At 71.5% G+C, this 16626-nt stretch carries 11 protein-coding genes; 7 read left to right on the forward strand and 4 right to left on the reverse strand.

Annotated features, from left to right (window positions below; translation table 11 throughout):
• Window positions 1–135 precede the first annotated feature (135 nt).
• The 3 genes from FJ309_01655 to FJ309_01665 all read left to right on the forward strand — a co-directional run bounded on the left by FJ309_01655 (window position 136) and on the right by FJ309_01665 (window position 3497).
• Window positions 136–1713, forward strand: a complete 1578-nt coding sequence (locus FJ309_01655; GenBank protein MBM3953323.1) for a UDP-galactopyranose mutase — start codon at window positions 136–138, stop codon at window positions 1711–1713.
• 81 nt (window positions 1714–1794) lie between these two features.
• Complete coding sequence (locus FJ309_01660; GenBank protein ID MBM3953324.1) at window positions 1795–2544, forward strand: class I SAM-dependent methyltransferase; 750 nt, start codon at window positions 1795–1797, stop codon at window positions 2542–2544.
• A gap of 56 nt (window positions 2545–2600) precedes the next feature.
• On the forward strand, window positions 2601–3497 hold the full coding sequence (locus tag FJ309_01665) for a polyphosphate kinase 2 family protein (GenBank protein MBM3953325.1): 897 nt from the start codon (window positions 2601–2603) through the stop codon (window positions 3495–3497).
• Window positions 3498–3521: 24 nt separating this feature from the next.
• On the opposite strand, the gene FJ309_01670 is transcribed toward FJ309_01665, so the two are convergent.
• Entirely contained in the window at window positions 3522–5573 is a 2052-nt protein-coding gene (locus FJ309_01670; GenBank protein ID MBM3953326.1) for a hypothetical protein, read from the reverse strand.
• 391 nt (window positions 5574–5964) lie between these two features.
• Here FJ309_01670 and FJ309_01675 point away from each other — a divergent pair, with 391 nt between their 5' ends.
• The 4 genes from FJ309_01675 to FJ309_01690 all read left to right on the forward strand — a co-directional run bounded on the left by FJ309_01675 (window position 5965) and on the right by FJ309_01690 (window position 13676).
• Entirely contained in the window at window positions 5965–7383 is a 1419-nt protein-coding gene (locus tag FJ309_01675) for a sulfatase (GenBank protein MBM3953327.1), read from the forward strand.
• 1244 nt (window positions 7384–8627) lie between these two features.
• On the forward strand, window positions 8628–9377 hold the full coding sequence (locus FJ309_01680) for an ATP-binding cassette domain-containing protein (protein ID MBM3953328.1): 750 nt from the start codon (window positions 8628–8630) through the stop codon (window positions 9375–9377).
• Window positions 9374–10897 carry an ABC transporter permease subunit gene (locus tag FJ309_01685; GenBank protein ID MBM3953329.1) on the forward strand — a complete coding sequence of 508 codons (1524 nt, stop codon included), beginning with the start codon at window positions 9374–9376 and terminating at the stop codon, window positions 10895–10897. Before FJ309_01680 ends, FJ309_01685 begins: the two co-directional genes overlap by 4 nt.
• 91 nt (window positions 10898–10988) lie before the next feature.
• Window positions 10989–13676, forward strand: a complete 2688-nt coding sequence (locus FJ309_01690) for a YncE family protein (GenBank protein ID MBM3953330.1) — start codon at window positions 10989–10991, stop codon at window positions 13674–13676.
• Window positions 13677–13707: 31 nt separating this feature from the next.
• Here FJ309_01690 and FJ309_01695 read toward each other — a convergent pair whose 3' ends face one another.
• The 3 genes from FJ309_01695 to FJ309_01705 form a co-directional block, all read right to left on the reverse strand.
• On the reverse strand, window positions 13708–14607 hold the full coding sequence (locus tag FJ309_01695; GenBank protein ID MBM3953331.1) for a histone deacetylase: 900 nt from the start codon (window positions 14605–14607) through the stop codon (window positions 13708–13710).
• A gap of 93 nt (window positions 14608–14700) precedes the next feature.
• A complete protein-coding gene (locus FJ309_01700) occupies window positions 14701–15639 on the reverse strand; it encodes a PEP-CTERM sorting domain-containing protein (protein ID MBM3953332.1) in 939 nt (312 codons plus the stop codon).
• Between the two features lie 82 nt (window positions 15640–15721).
• Complete coding sequence (locus FJ309_01705) at window positions 15722–16342, reverse strand: methyltransferase domain-containing protein (protein MBM3953333.1); 621 nt, start codon at window positions 16340–16342, stop codon at window positions 15722–15724.
• Window positions 16343–16626 lie beyond the last annotated feature (284 nt).

Consider the following 16626-nt stretch of genomic DNA (forward strand, 5'->3'; position numbering starts at 1 on the left):
GGATCCGAAGGGGATGTGTGCTCGACATCGCGAACGGTTTACTTCCGGCGACGGCAGCTCCCCGCGGCCGCCGCGAGGTGGATACCGACAATCCCCGCGCGGAAATTACCTGACGCCGGCACGAGGAGTCTACGGATGATCCAGGGAGGAATCAGGACGGAGGCGAGCCCCGTTACCGAGCCGTCGGCCGGGGGCCGCTCCGCCGGTCGGATACCGCGCCGCGTCGCCGTGATCGGGAGCGGACCGGCCGGGCTCACCGTCGCGTGGCAGATGGCCCGCGCGGCCATCGCCGTCGATGTCTATGAGGCAGCCGCGCAGGTCGGGGGATTGTCGCGGTCGATCGATCTCTGGGGCAGACGCGTCGATTTGGGGCCACATCGCTTTTTCAGCGCCGATCCGCGGGTCAATCGTTTTTGGCGGACGGTCGTCGGCGACGACTGGCACGTCATCAATCGGCTCACCAGGATCCGCTTCGACGGCAAGCTGTTCGCCTATCCCCTGCGACCGCTGGACATCGTCCGCCACCTCGGCATCGGCGAATGCCTTCGCATGATCGTCAGCTACGCTGCAGCGCGTGTCGGCGGCCAAGCCCGCCGAGGCGCCGGGAATTCGTTCGAGGACTGGGTCGTGCGTCGGTTCGGGCGCCGATTGTTCGAAATGTTCTTCAAGACCTACAGCGAGAAACTGTGGGGGATTCCTTGCACGCGTCTGAGCCACGACTTCGCCGTGCAGCGCATCCGTCGGCTCTCGCTCGCCGACGTCGTCGCCAACGCCCTGTCCGGCGGTCGGTTGCGCCGCCACCGGACTCTCGCCGACTGCTTCGCCTACCCGAGCGGCGGCACCGGCATGGTGTACGAACGCCTCGCCGCAAGGATCGTCGCGGACGGAGGACGCGTGTTGTGCCGTGAGACCGTGACCGAGATCCTCACCACCTCCGGCGCGGTCACCGGATTGCGACTCGAACACGGCCGTGTCGAAAAGTACGATCGGGTCGTCTCGACGATGCCCCTGACGCACCTTGTCCATGGTCTCGCATCCACTCCTCCCGCGGTGGTCGCCGCCGCTCACCAACTCTCCTTCCGGAACACGATCCTGGTCTACCTGCGGGTGGGGACGCCGCATCTGTTTCCGGACCAGTGGGTGTACGTCCACGACCCCGCCGTCGGCGTCGGTCGGGTGACGAACTTCAACAATTGGGGCCCGCCCGGCGGTCAGTCCCCGTCCGACACCGTCGTGTGCTGCGAATACTGGTGTACTTCCACCGACCCCGTCTGGTCTGCCAGCGATGCCGACTTGCAGCGGTTGGCGGCCGCGGAGATGCGCACGGTCGGCCTGCTCCGCGACCACCCGGTCAGCGACGGGCACGTCGTCCACCTCCCCAGGTCATATCCGGTGTACGAAATCGGCTACCGCCGGCACGTGGAGACGATCGCTCACTTCCTCCGCGGGATCCACGGCCTGACGGTGATCGGACGCTACGGGTCGTTCAAGTACAACAATCAGGACCACAGCATCCTGATGGGACTGTTGGCCGCCGAGAACGTGCTTCTCGACCGGAACCACGACCTGTGGGCCGTCAACTCCGATAGCGACGGCTACCAGGAGTCGGCCACGTTCGACGAATCCGGTGTACTGGCCCACCGCGGCCGGCCAGCCGCCGGCGCGGCGGGCACGGTGGACGTCGAACGCCCCGCCGCCCTGTCGGCGGCTTGACCGGACACCCCGCGCAATCAGCTGGCCTGTGAGCCGGGTGCCGGCGGGTGGCCGGTGCGTTGGCGCCGACGAGGCACTCGGATGCTGCTCGACGACGAAGCCACCCGCCGGCACTACGACGGTATCGTCGGGCACCGCTCGCGACTGTACCGCGAGCGGTTCGACGACGATCTCCTCGAAAACCGGCCGATCGTCGCCCGGATGTTCGAGCGGGCCTTCGCGCGGTTGTATCCCCTGCGCGTCGGCTCGATGCTCGACGTCGGCTGCGGGACGGCCCTGTACTTCCCGATCCTCTGCCGCCACGCCGACCGGCTCGAGGGGATCGATGGCTCGGCGGCGATGATCCGCCGGGCCGAGGCGAACCTCGCCACGCGGGGGCTCGCCAACTGCCGGGTACATGTCGGCAGCGCCACCCGGCTCCCGTTCGCCGATCGATCGTTCGACGCCGTCAACTCGTGGGACTTCCTCCATCACGTCGGCAACCTCGAAGGGACCCTCGCCGAGATCCGCCGCGTGCTCAAGCCCGGGGGTCGGTACGTGGCCGTGGAACCGAACCTCCTCAATCCGTCGATTGCCTGGTACCACGCCCGCCGTCGTTCCGAATGGCGGTTGTTCGCGCGGAACCAATTCACGATCCCACGGCGGCTCGAGGCCGCGTTCGATACCCTGATCGGCTACGACAACACCGTGATCAGCTTCGTCGATGCGCGAACCGAATGGCTGTGGCGGGTCGCAGACGGGTTGACGTCGCTGCCGCCCCTCCGCTGGCTCGCGTTCAGGTATGTTGTCGAATGCCACCTACGCGACGGGCACGACGTCCAGGCGCCGTGACGGATCACGGGCGGGCGTTGAGCGCCCGTCGGCACGCCCTCCGGAGGATCGATGCCATGCCCGTCGACCTCGAGCGCATCGACGACCTGTTCCGCGTCCGCCCCGGGAGGAAGTTCGGCCTCGCCGACCACGATCCGGCCTGGGCCGGCGACCCGAAGGAGCCGGAGAAGAAGCGGCGCGAGAAGGCCGAACAGCTCCTCGCGGCCGACGTCGAGGAACTGGCACGGATGCAGGAGCTCCTCTGGGCGGCCGACACCTGGAGCGTGCTGGCGATCTTCCAGGCGATGGACGCCGCCGGGAAGGACGGCGTCATCAAGCACGTCATGTCCGGCATCAATCCGCAGGGGGTCGAGGTGACGAGCTTCAAGCACCCGTCGGCCGAGGAGCTCGACCACACCTTCCTGTGGCGCTGCATGAAGCGGCTGCCGGAACGGGGCCGGATCGGGATCTTCAACCGCTCCTACTACGAGGAGGTCCTGATCGTCCGAGTCCATCCCGGGTTGCTCGCCGCCCAGCGAATCCCCGGCGTCGAGGCGAAGAAGAAGACCTGGGAGGGGCGGTTCGACGACATCAACGCCTTCGAGCGCCATCTCACCCGCAACGGCACGGTGGTCCTGAAGTTTTTCCTCAACGTCTCGCGGGAGGAGCAGCGGAAGCGCTTCCTGGCGCGGATCGACGAGCCGGCCAAGCACTGGAAATTCTCGGCGTCCGACGTCGCCGAGCGCGGCCACTGGGACGACTACATGGCCGCCTACGAGGCGCTGCTCGCCGCGACGAGTACCGAGCACGCGCCGTGGTACGTCGTGCCCGCCGATCGCAAGTGGGTCAGCCGTGCGGTCGTGGCGGCGGTGCTCGCCGGCACCATCGGCCGGCTCGGCCTCGCCTGGCCGGAGGTCACGGCCGACAAGAAGCAGGCGATCGAGGAGGCACGACGGAAGCTGATGGCCGAGTGACGGGGTCGCGGGCACGCCGCTCGCTCAGGTCCGTGCCGCCGCTCCCCACGACCAGGTCTTGAGCGTCGACCAGTTGAAGTAGGCGGTGTCGGTGAAAGTGCTCACCCCGCCGAGGGCGACACGCCAGGTGCCGGTGTTGCGGTTGCGGGCGCTGATGTCGGCCCGGCCATCGCCGTTGAAGTCCCCGACGACGAAGAAGTCGTAGGGAATGCTCGCCCCCCAGGTGCCATACGCGCCGCTGACCGCGACGGCATTACTGATCCGCGACACCCGCCACGTGCCGGTCAGCGCATCGCGGCCGGCGATGTCGGTCCGGCCGTCGCCATTGAAGTCGCCGGTCATGACGTTGATCCAGGTCACCGCCGGTGACCAGTTCCACTGGTAGAGGTCGCTGAACCCGACGCCCGTGGACAGCGCCAGCCGCCAGTTGCCGGTGACGGGATTGCGGCCGGCGAAGTCGAGGCGCTTGTCGCCGTTGAAGTCGCCGGTGACGAAGTTCGACCAACTGACGGCGTTGGTCCAGGTGGCGACCGTGCTACTGACGTAGATCGAGCCGTTGAACCGCGACAGGCGCCACTGGCCGGTCAGCGGGTCGCGGCCGAGGAGATCGGTGCGGCCGTCGCCGGTGAAGTCGCCGGTCATGACGTTGGTCCAGGCGACGTTTGCCGGCCAGTTCCAGAAGGCGGCGTCGGAAAACGATCCGCCGGTGCTGACGCCGATCCGCCAGTTGCCGTTGGTCGGATTGCGGGCGGCGATGTCGGTGCGGCCGTCACCGTTGAAATCGCCCGCAACATAGTCGGTCCAGTTGATGCTCATCGGCCAGGTCGACCAGACCTGCGGCGTCGCCGTGCCGCTGGCCGGCGTGAGGATCACCTGCCACTGGCCGCTGCCGCTGCGCAGCGCCGTGTCGTCACGGCCGTCGGCGTTGAAGTCGCCGGTGAGCGTGGCGGTCACCGTGGCGCTGGCGAGCGTGGCGAGGAGGGTCGTCGTCGCGACGCCGTTGGTGCGCCGGCTGACCCACAGCTCGTTCCCGGACCGGCCGACGAGGCCGCCAGCCATCGCCGGTTGGCGGACGACCGTGAACTGGTCTTCCTTGAAGTCGGTCGGGTCGAGGGCCGATGCGGCGCGGACGGTGATCACCGCCGTGCCCGACTGACTCACGGCATGATCGAGCCGCAGGACGCCGTCGCCGATGCTCGCCGCCACCAGGGCCGGATTACTGCTCGAAACCGTGTACACCAGTTCGCCGACCCGGCTGACCGACGGGAACGACACGAACTGCGCCGGCTGGACCACGAGCGGATTGGGGATCGGGATGGGGACGTCGCGGATCGGTAGGTCGGTGAAGGCGCCATTTTCGCCGTTGGGATAGACGGCCGCACCGTAGGAGCCGTAGTAGCCGGAGGCGTTGTAGGTGGGGACGGCCGCCAGCGAGTCGACGGCCGCCATGCCGTTGCCGAGGACGCGGCCGAAGGCGGTGAAGCCGCCGTTTTGGTTGTCGAGGTTGGAGGAGTTGTCGGCGAGGTTGAAGAACCACTGGTTGGTGGCGCTGTCGGGATTGTTGCCCAGCTTGGCCATCGCGATCGTGCCGCGGATGTTGGTATTGCCCGGCTCGTTGACGACCGGCGGCTTCGTCGCGATCACCGTCGGCGCACCCCCCGGGCCGCCGTAGGGGGCCGTCGGGGCGCTGAATCCACCTCCCTGGGTGACGAACCCGGTCACACGCCGGTGGATGATCGTGTTGGCGTAGCGCCCCTCGTCGGCATAGGCGAGGAAGTTGGCGACCGTCTGCGGCGTGGTCCGCGTGCGCCCCGCCCCCGGTTGGTCGAACAGTTCGACGAAGATCCGGTCGTCAGGGGCGGGGGAATTGGTCGTGAACCGCACCAGCGTCCCGGTCACGGCCGTGTCGTCGAACCGGCCGGAGAGCGAAATCGTCTGCGACGTCGCGGCCGCGGGCACGGTGAGATCGGGCAGCGGACTGACGACCACGACGGCCAGGGCGAGCCGTGGCTCGAGCGTCTCGCCGGGGCCGAGCGGGCAGGGGCGACGCCGATCGCGGCGGCTGGGGCGTCTCATCGGTGCAGTCTCCGTGCGAATAGAACTTGCCTTGCGTGAGTATACGGCTCGATCCCGCCGATGGATCGGCTCGGGATTCCGGGCCGATTGGCGGGAGTGGTGCCAGGGCGATCGTGCGCGAGCCTCTGCTCGGGCTCTGCAGAGGGGGGCGCCCCTCGCGCCTTTGCCCTCGCATCGACCCGCACGACATGGCGACGGGCCGATGCGAGGGCGACGGCGGAGGGGCTACGCGGGTCCCGTGGACTGGGGGTAGTGGGGCCGCGGGTGCGCCGGTTTGTCGGCGACCGGTCCCATCGGGCCAGCCCCGATTGACCGGCTTCGGCGGTACGGCCGACAATCCCGGGTCCTGCGGCCGGGGGGGCCGCGACGCTGTTCAGTTCCGGGGGATTCGATGCACCGTGTACTCCATGTCCTGACCACTGTTCTGTGCCTCGTTACCCCCTTCACCGCCGGTGCCGCGCGGGGTGCCGACGTGCCGCGGCGGCCCAATATCGTCGTCATCGTCGCCGACGATCTCGGCTACGCCGACCTCGGCTTCCAAGGGGGGCGCGACGTCCCCACCCCGCACCTCGACGCCCTGGCTGCCACGGGTGTGCGCTGCACGTCGGGGTACGTCTCCGGCCCCTACTGCAGCCCGACGCGCGCCGGGCTACTCACCGGCCGCTATCAGCAGCGCTTCGGCCACGAATTCAATCCCGGCCCGCCTGGCCCCGACACGCTCGAGATCGGCCTGCCCCTCACCGAAACGACGCTCGCCGACCGGCTCGGCAAGGCGGGCTACGCCACCGGTCTGGTGGGCAAGTGGCATCTGGGCAACGGGCCGAACCATCAGCCGCAGTCGCGCGGGTTCGCCGAGTTCTTCGGGTTCCTCGGCGGCGCCCACGGCTACGGGCCGTTTCCCGACGGCGACAAGGGGCCCAACGCGATCCGCCGCGGCCGCGAGCCGGTGGCCGAGAACGAGTATCTCACCGACGCCTTCGCGCGCGAGGCGGTGGCGTTCATCGACCGCCATGCGGCAGCGCCGTTCTTCCTCATGCTCACGTTCAACGCGGTCCACACACCGATGGAGGCGCGCGCCGGCTCGGAAGCGCGCTTCGCCGGCGTCACGCCGCCGCGCCGGCGGACCTACGCGGCGATGCTCGCGGCGATGGACGACGCGGTCGGGAAGGTCACGGCGGCGCTCGCCGAGCGAAAGCTGACCGGCGACACGGTGGTGTTCTTCATCAGCGACAACGGCGGCCCGCCGGTCAACGCGTCGAGCAACGGCACCCTCCGCGGCCACAAGGCGACCACCTGGGAGGGGGGCGTGCGCGTGCCGTTCGTCGTCTCCTGGCCAGGCACCCTGCCGGCCGGGAAGACCTACGACGAGCCTGTGATCCAACTCGACATCGCCCCGACGGCACTGGCCGCCGCCGGCATCGCCCGCCCCGACGGGCTCGACGGCGTCGACCTGCGCCCGTTCCTCACCGGCGACCGCGGCGGCGCCCCGCACGACGCGCTGTACTGGCGCTTCGGACAGCAGCGCGCGATCCGGATGGGGAACTGGAAACTCGTCGACGCGACCGGCGGCACCGGGCCGATGCTCGTCGACCTGGCCGCCGACCTCGGCGAGCAGACCGACAAGAGCACCGCCGAGCCGCAGGCGCGGCAGCGCCTCGAGGAGGCCTGGAAAACGTGGAACGCGACCCTTCAGGAGCCGCGCTGGGGCCGCGGCAACCCCGCGCGCCAGCGGCAGCGCCAGCAGCAACGCCAGCGCCAGCCTCAAGGCGGTCGGCAGACGGTGCCTCCCGCGACGGCCAGCGACCGATGAGCCGCCCGGCGGCACGATCGGTTCGGGCCGCGGCGTTCGCCGGCGCCGCGCTGTGCAGCCTGGCGCTGGTCGCCGCCGAACCCGCGCCGTCGCTGACGACGTGGGACGGCCGCCACCCGATCGCGCGGATCGAGGCGACTGTCGTTCATTTCGTGCCCGCCGACCGAGAAGTGCTCCCCGACTGGCGGGAGCGCGCCGAGTGGTTCGCGCGGCGGATCGAGGCGTTCCACGCGCGCGAGTTCCAGGGGCGCTCCGAACTGGTGGCCCGCGTCGAGGAGGCGGCGCTGGTGTCGCGGCTCCCGACGGCGGCCCTGCGGGAAGGGGATGCCGACGCGATCTTCTTCCGGACCCTCCGCGAGGCCGACGAGCGGCTTTCGTTCGCGCGCGAGACGAGGGCGGCGTTTCCCGTCCTCGTCGTCCTCAGCGACATCAACTGGCGGCCGCTCGACGATTTCCACCGCCTCTCCCCGCGCGGAACAGGGTGGGAGTTCGAGGGGGCCCTGTACCCCGACGGGATCCACGTCCCCGGTGCGGCGTCGGGGGGAGCCCGAGCCACCTACCTCGCCGAGGCCGGCAACGGCTGGGGGCTGGTGAGTGCCGACGGCTGGCGCGTGCCCTACCGCGGGAGTGACTGCGTCGTCTACCACGAGGGGGTCGGCCACGCGATCGGCCTGCCCCATCCACAGCAGCCCACCGCCGACGTGATGAGCCAGGGGCAGTACCGCGTCACGCTCGGCCAATCGTGGGTCGACGACGCCCAGAAGCGCACCCTCGGCTGGCGCCAGGTGGCAGGCTTCGATGCCGCCGCCCACGCGCTGTTCTCCGGGTTCACAGCGGCTCCCGAGCCGGCCGTGCCCCGGCCCGGCCAGGCGGTGGCCCTCCGCCTCGGGTTTCCCGAAGGCGTCGCCGTGACGTTACCGGTGGTCGAGTTCCAGACGTCGCTGCGCGGACCGTGGACGAGCGTCGCGGTCCCCGCCACGGCGCTCTCCGACGGCCTGGTGCCCCTCGGGCGCTTCGACCGCCCCTGCCCCGTCGCCTGGCGGGCGCGCGTGCGCCGGGCGCAGCCGCAAGGCACGGCAGACGACGCCGCCGAACTATGGGGCTATTTCCAGGTCCGGAGCGAACCGGGCACCCCTCCCCTCCCGACCGACGTCGATCCGCGGTACTTGCCGCAGCGTGACATTGTCGCGGCCGCACCGCCCTGTCCCCGGGAAGGCAGTCCCCCCGCCATCGGAGAGCGCCGGATGATCGCCGTCAGCAACGTCTCGAAGAGCTTCGCCGGCCAGCGGGTGTTGGCACCGACGAACCTCGATGTGCCGCGCGGGCGGACGACCGTGCTGATCGGCCCGAGCGGCTGCGGCAAGAGCACGCTGCTACGGATCATCGTCGGCCTGATCACCCCCGACAGCGGCGGCGTCACGATCGACGGTGAGCCGATGACCGCGGCCACCGCCCTCGAGCTGCGGCGCCGGATCGGCTACGTGATCCAGGACGGCGGCCTGTTTCCCCACCTCAGCGGCCGCGACAATGTCACGCTGCTGGCGCGGCGCCGGGGGCGCGACCCCGACTGGATCCGGCGCCGCGTCGACGAGCTGGCCGATCTGGTGCGCCTGCCGCAGGCGGCTCTCGACCGCCCGCCGGGGGCGCTTTCCGGCGGCCAGCGGCAGCGCCTCGGGATCATGCGGGCCTTGGCGCTCGACCCGCCGGTGGTCCTCCTCGACGAGCCACTCGGGGCCCTCGACCCGCTGGTCCGGTACGACCTCCAGGAGGACCTGCGGCGGATCTTCCGCGAGCTCGCCAAGACCGTCGTCCTCGTCACCCACGACATGGGTGAGGCCGGCTTCTTCGGCGACGAGATCGTCCTCCTCGGCGGTGGCACGATCGTCCAGCGCGGCACGCTCGACGCCCTGATCCACTCCCCCGCCGACGAGTCGGTGCGCCGTTTCATCCTCGCCCACCGGCTCCCGGGCATGACCGCAGGAGATCACCGATGACGCGCCGGGCGACGATCTGGGGGCTGGTGGCCGCGGCCTGCCTGGCCGGTCGGGCCGGCGCGGCGGAGCGCGTCGTGATCGGGTCGAAGGGGTTCACCGAGGGGATCATCCTCGGGGAGATCCTCGCCGCCACCGTGCGCCACGCCGGCGGCGAACCGGTTCACCGTAAGGCGCTGGGGGGGACGCAGATCGTCTTTCAGGCGCTCGAGCGCGGCGAGATCGACTGCTACGTCGAATACACCGGGACGCTGTCCGCCGAGATCCTCCGCGACGCCGCGGCCGCGGCGCCCGAGCGGCTGGCGGAGGCGCTGGCCGCGCGCGGGATCGTCGCCGGCCCCGAACTGGGGTTCGACAACACCTACGGCCTGGCGATGAAGCGCGAGCTCGCCGAGCGGCTCGGGATCCGCACGATCGGCGATCTGGTGGCCCGTGCCGGCGAGCCGGCGATCGCGGCGCTCGAGTTCGCCTTCAGCGACGAGTTCGTCCGCCGCGCCGACGGCTGGCCCGCCGTCCGCGCCGCCTACGGCCTGCGGCAGACGCCGCGCGTCGTCGACCATGCCCTGGCCTACAAAGGCATCGACGCCGGATCGATCCAGGTCACCGACCTCTACGCCACCGATCCCGAACCGCGCCTCCACGACCTGGTGCTGCTCGAGGACGACCGCCGCGCCTTCCGTGAGTACCGGGCGCTGATCCTCACCCGGGCCGACCTGCACGAGCGGGCGCCGGCCGTGGCCGCGGCGCTGGCCGAGCTGGCCGGGACGATCGACGGCCCGACGATGGCGGGGATGAACACCGCCGTGCGCGTCGACAAGCAGGGGGAGGCGGAGGTGGCGACGGCGTTCCTCCGCGAGCGCGTCGGCTGGGACGTCGCGCCGGTCGCTGCCGACGGCTTCCGCCGGCTCGTCCACGACATCCTCCGCGCCACCGGCCAGCACCTCCTCCTGGTCTTCGTGTCGCTGGCGGCGGCGGTCGTCGTCGGCGTGCCGGCGGGAATCCTCGCCGATCGGCATCCTGCCGCGGGGCGCTGGATCCTCGGCGCGGCCGGCATCATCCAGACGATCCCCTCGATGGCGGTGCTGGTGTTCATGGTGCCGCTGCTCGGCCTCGGCTGGCGGCCGGCAGCGCTGGCGCTGTTCCTCTACAGCCTGCTGCCGATCATCCGCGGGACGGCGACCGGCCTGGCGTCGATCCCCGGCCATCTCCGCGAGGCGGCGCTGGCGCTGGGGCTGACGCCCGGCGAGCGCTTGCGCCTCGTCGAGCTGCCGATGGCGTCACGCTCGATCCTCGCCGGCATCAAGACCGCCGCGGTGATCAACGTCGGCACCGCCACGATCGGCGGCCTGATCGGCGCCGGCGGCTACGGCGAGGCGATCCTCTCGGGGATCCGGCTCGCCGACGCCGCCCGGCTGATGGAGGGAGCGATCCCGGCGGCGCTGGTGGCCCTCGGCCTCGAGCGCGGCTTCGACCGGCTCGAGCGCTGGCTGGTGCCGGCCGGCCTCCGCACGGCGGGCCGCTGAGGGGCTGATGAGGCCACGGCGAGTTTTTCCCGACCGGGTGAAGGGCCGCGCGCCCCGCAGTACAACGGGGAACCCAGAGGAGACACCCGGCATGCACCGCCCCTGCACGATTCTGGCGGCGACGATCATCGGTATCGGCTTGGCCGCGGCGCACCCGGCCAACGCCTGGCAGCCCAGCAGCACCGCCGCTCCCGAAACCGCCCCCCATCCGGGCCGGCGCACGCCAGGCCCGCAGCCCGACGGCTCGGTGATCCTCCCGAACCAGTGGTCGCTGCGGCCGGTCGGCCGGCAGACCGTGGTCGGCGACTTCCCGGTCAACATCGCCCTCCACCCCGACGGCCGCCACGCCGTCGTTCTCCACTGCGGCTACGGGCCCCACGAGCTGGCGGTCGGCGACATCGAGACGCGGCGGATCCTGTCACGGACGCGGCTCGACGACGCGTTCCAGGGGCTGGCGTTCGCCGACGGCGGGACGCGGCTATACGTCTCGGGAGGGTCGGCGGAGACGATCCTCGCCTTCCGCTTCGAGGCCGGCGTGCTCGTGCCGGCCGGAGCGGTGGCGGTGCGCGAGCCCACGGTCCGCGGCATCCCCTGCGGGATCGCCCTCGGCCCCGGCGGCCACCTCTACGCCGCCAACGTCTGGGGCCACACCGTCTCGGTCGTCTCGCCGGCGACGGCCGAGCATGCCGCCGTCGTCCATCCCGAGCTGCTCCTCGGCACCGTGGCGCCGGCGCCGGCGCCGATACCACGGCCGACGACCGACGACCCGTCGATCACCAAGCGCGCCGACGCGCTCCTCGAGCGGGTGATCGCCGACGCCCCCCATCCCTGGACCTGCGTCGTTGACAACGCGCGGCGGCGGCTCTACGTCTCGCTGTGGGCACAGGCCGCCGTCGCGGTCCTCGACATCTCCACACCCGACGCGCCGCATGTCGTCGGCCGGGTCGAGGTCGAGGAGCACCCCAACGAGATGCTCCTCACCCCCGACGGCGAGCGCCTGTTCGTCGCCAACGCCAACCGCAACAGTGTGTCGGTGATCGATCCCGACACGCTCGCGGTCACCGAGACGCTCGTCGCCACGCTGTCGCCCGACGCGCCGCCGGGCAACACCCCCAACTCCCTCGCCCTCTCCCCCGACGGTACGCGGCTCTACGTCTCCAACGCCACGATCAACGCCCTCTCGGTGTGGGACGTCGCCGAACCGGGGCGCTCGCGGAGCCTGGGGTTCATCCCCGTCGGCTGGTATCCGACCTGCGTCCGCGTCACCGCCGACGGCCGCACGCTGCTGGTCGCCAACGGCAAGGGGGTGATCTCCGACTCCAACCGCAACGGCCCGCGCCCCGGCTACGACCGCGACGCGCCGACCCCCGATTACATCGGCGGGCTGTTCGAGGGGACGGTGTCGTTCATCGACCTGCCCGCCGACGACGAGGCGGGCCGGGCCCGGCTCGCGGAGTGGACGCAGCGCGCCTTCGCCTGCCGGCCGCCGGCGGCACTCGACGCCTTCACCACCGAGGAGCTCGACGACCATCCGATCCCGCTCTCGGCCGGGGGGAAGAGCCCGATCACCCACGTGATCTACGTGGTGAAGGAGAACCGGACCTACGACCAGGTCCTCGGCGACATGCCCGAGGGGCACGGCGACCCGACGCTGTGCCTGTTTCCCGAGCGTGTCACCCCCAACCACCACGCCCTGGCCCGGGAGTTCGTCCTCCTCGACAACTTCTACGTCGAGAGTGAGGTCAGCGCCGACGGCCACGAATGGAGCATGGGGGCCTACGCCACCGATTTCGTCGAGCGCAACTGGCCGCTCTCCTACGGCCACAACCGCGCGAAGAAGTTCCCCTATCCCAGCGAGGGGAACTTCGCCGCGGCGCGGCCGGCGGGGGGCTACATCTGGGACCGGGCGATCGCCGCCGGGGTCTCGTTCCGCAGCTACGGCGAATGGGTCGCCAACGGCCCGACGCCCGACGCCCCCTGCACGGCCAAGGTGCCGGCGCTCGAGGGGCGCTTCGACCCGGGCTACCGCAGCTTCGACCAGGACTACTCCGATCTCAAGCGTGCCGACAGGTTCATCGCCGAACTGGCGCGCTTCGAGCGCGAGGGGGAGATGCCGCGGCTGCAGATCGTCCGCCTTCCCAACGACCACACCAGCGGGGCGAGCCCCGGCAAGCTCACGCCCACGGCGTTCATGGCGGAAAACGACCTCGCCTTCGGGCGGATCGTCGAGGCGGTGAGCCGGTCGCGCTATTGGCCGACGACGGCGATCTTCGTCGTCGAGGACGACGCCCAGAACGGCTCCGACCACGTCGACGCCCACCGCACGATCGCTTTCATGATCAGCCCGTGGGCCCGGCGCGGGGCGGTCGATTCGACGCTCTACTCGACCAGTTCGATGCTCCGCTCGATCGAGTTGATCCTCGGCCTCGAGCCGATGTCACAGTTCGACGCCGCGGCGCTGCCGATGGTCCGCTCGTTCGCCAAGACGGCTGACCCCACCCCCTATGTCTGCCGGCCGGCGGCCGTCGATCTCGACGAGCGCAACGTCGCCAGTGCCTGGGGGGCGGAGGCCTCGCTGGCGATGGATTTTTCGCGCGAAGACGCCGCCGACGACCTGCTCCTCAACGAGATCGTGTGGAAGAGCGTCCGCGGCGCCGATTCGCCGATGCCGCCGCCGCGCCGCGCGGCGTTCGTGTTCACGGCGCTCGAAGACGAAGACGACGATGACGGCGACGATGACGACAGCGACGAGGCCGGCGGGGAGCGCGACGGCGGCTGAGCGCCGGCTCCCGAGCTGCCGCCGACACCCGTCAGGCCCAACCGGCGGCGAGGAGCATCGTCGCGGCGTGGATGTCGACGATCTCGTCGACGTCGGGGCAGTAGCCGCCGCCGCAGACGATCGCCACGGGGAGCCCGGCGCCGCGGGTGGCCGCCAGGACCGCCCGGTCGCGGGCCAGAAGCCCGGCCTTCGACAGCGCCAGCCGCCCCAGCCGGTCGCCGGCGTAGGGATCGGCGCCGGCGATGTAGAGCGCCAGGTCGGCACGCGCCCGGGCGAGCGACTCGGCCAATGCCGGCTCGAGCGCCGCCAGGTAGCCGGCGTCGTCGCAGCCGTCGTCGAGCGGCACGTCGAGCGAGCCGGGATGCTTGCGGAGCGGGAAGTTGCGGGCACCGTGGATCGACATCGTGAACACCGTCGGGTCGGCGGCGAAGATCTGCGCCGTGCCGTTGCCCTGGTGGACGTCGCAGTCGAGGATCAGCACGCGCCCGACCGCGCCGCGGGCCTGCAACTCGCGGGCGGCGACGGCGGTGTCGTTGAACACGCAGTACCCCTCGCCGAAGTCGCTGCCGGCGTGGTGGGTGCCGCCGGCGAGGCTTGCGGCCACGCCATCCTCGAGCGCCGCCGCGGCGGCATCGACGGCGGCGCCGGTGCTGCGCAGCGAGCGCTCGACCAGCTCCCCGCTCCAGGGAAACCCGATCCGGCGCACCTCGGCGGCCGACAGGCTGCCCGACAGCACGCGCCCGACGTAGCCGCGCTCGTGGACGCGGAGCAGCTCGTCGGCCGTCGCCGCGTGGGGCTCGATGAACTCCAGCGCCGCCCCCGCCGCCGCGTGGGCCTCGAGCCGCTCGCGCAGCCGCCGGTACTTGACCAGCGGGAAGCGGTGCCCCTCGGGCAGCGGCAGCGGATAGCGGTCGCAGGGATAAAGCCGCATCGGGCGCTCCGGCTGCTGGTGGGACCGGCCCGCGTGAACGACAGGGGCCCCGCACGCCGCCGGGGGTCCGGAACCGATCGGCTCGGGCGGCGCTCAGGCCCGGCGCCGGCGGAGGAGCAGCCAGCCGGCGCCGATCCCGGCCAGCAAGAGCGCCGACGGCTCGGGGACGATCGCCATGATCTGCGGGCGGTAGAGCGCGAGGTCGGCGGAGAAGGTCTCATTGCCGAACACGGCGTTGGCACCGGCATCGGGTTGACCGGAGTAGCCGGCAACCGCGAGCATCAGCCCCGCCAGCTCCCAATCGGCACCGTTCTTCGTGAACACGCCGCCACCGGAATCGCCGTAGCTGGCCTGGGCCTCGGAGCTGCCCGGCACGAAGTCGAACGTCGTCACCACCGACCGCACATCACCGTAGCCGTAGGAGATCCACGCGCCGGTCCCGGAGAGCGTGTTGGTGCCCCAGCGCATCGAGCGGGCGGCCATGTTCGCCTTGTAGCCGGCGGCATCGCCTCCCGAGGCGACCTCGGTCCACGTCCACGGGGACGCCGACGTGTTCACGCTCCACTCCGTCAGCCCCGGCTGCCGGTCGCGACCGGCGCCGATCATCGTCACCGCCGTCCCCACTGCCGGCGGCGCCGCGGCGATCCGCGGGGCGACGATCCCGGACGGGATGACCGTGAGCCGGTACATCATCAGGTCGGTGTCCGCCGTCATCCCCGGCACGCCGGCATTGGTGAGCCGGACCTCGGAGCCGGGGACGGCGAAGTAGGTGCTGCCCGAGAGGGTGATCGGCCCCGACCAGACGTGGGCCGCGGTGAGGACCCAGCCGTTGCCCACGTAGACGCCGGTGCCGATCCCCCGGGCGCCGACGGCGGCCCAGCCCGGATCGTCGGGAGGGGCAGTGGTGTTGCCGCTGCCGGTGGTCGTCTGGATGATCACCGCAGGGGCGGTCGGGGCGACTAGCGACAGTCCCGCGACCACGAGCCACAGGAAGCCCGACGGCTCCGGGCCGCCGTTGCGTACGCGTGCCATCAGCCACCCTCCGCGGCCGCGCCCTCCCGGCCCACACCCAGTTCTACTCCGCGCGGCGCCGCCGGACCAGGCGCCGTCCGGCTCAGGCCCGCCGCAGCGTGGTGAACAGGGCGTGGGCACCGCCGGGGGAGAACTCCGCGCCGGCGATCCCCGGCACGACCTCGAACCGGGCCGGCTCGATCGACTCGACCGTGAAACCGTCGGCGAACGCCGTGCGGATCTCCCCCTCCGACACGCGCCGTGGTCCCTGCTCGCCCGGCTCGGCCGGTGACATCGAGAGGATGAAGACCCGCGCCCCCGGCTCCAGCAGCCGGCGCAACGCCGCCACGTAGCGGGCGCGGGCCGCGTCGTCGAACGAATGGAACAACCCTGAGTCGGTGACCGCGTCGAACCGCGCGGGGATCTCACCGACGGCCAACGCGTCCATCTCCAGGAAGGTCGCCTCGACACCGGCGCGGCGTGCCTTGTCGCGCGCGGCCGCGAGCGGCGCCGCGAGGAAGTCGACGCCGGTCACGGCGTGGCCGCGCTCCGCGAGCCAGATCGCCAGATCGCCGCTCCCGCAACCGCAGTCGAGGATGCGGCCGCCGATCCGGTCGCCGGCGGCGACGAAGGCGTGCTGCGGCCGGCCGATGTCCCACGGGGCGGTGGGGAGGGCGTAATAGTCGCTGAAGCGCTCGCGCGCCGTGTCGTTGCGGCTGGTCATGGTCGCCTGCTACCGCCGCCCCTTCGCCGGCATCTTCGCGGCCGGCTTCACCGCACCCTGGCCGTCGACGAGGACGTCGATCGTGCCGCTCTCCACCCGGTACAGCCAGCCGTGGATCCGCGGCAGGGTACCATGGCCCGCGCCGGCTCCGCCAATCGCCGACCGGGGTGATGGTTGCCCTTGCACCGCGGCCGCCCGGGACGGGAAAACCTCCGCATCGCCCCCGTGGCGGAATCGGCACACGTCGCCGACCCCCGGCCGCGAGCGGCACGCTTTCACCGACC

This window comes from Planctomycetota bacterium (assembly GCA_016872555.1).
Taxonomy (GTDB): Bacteria; Planctomycetota; Planctomycetia; order Pirellulales; family UBA1268; genus F1-20-MAGs016.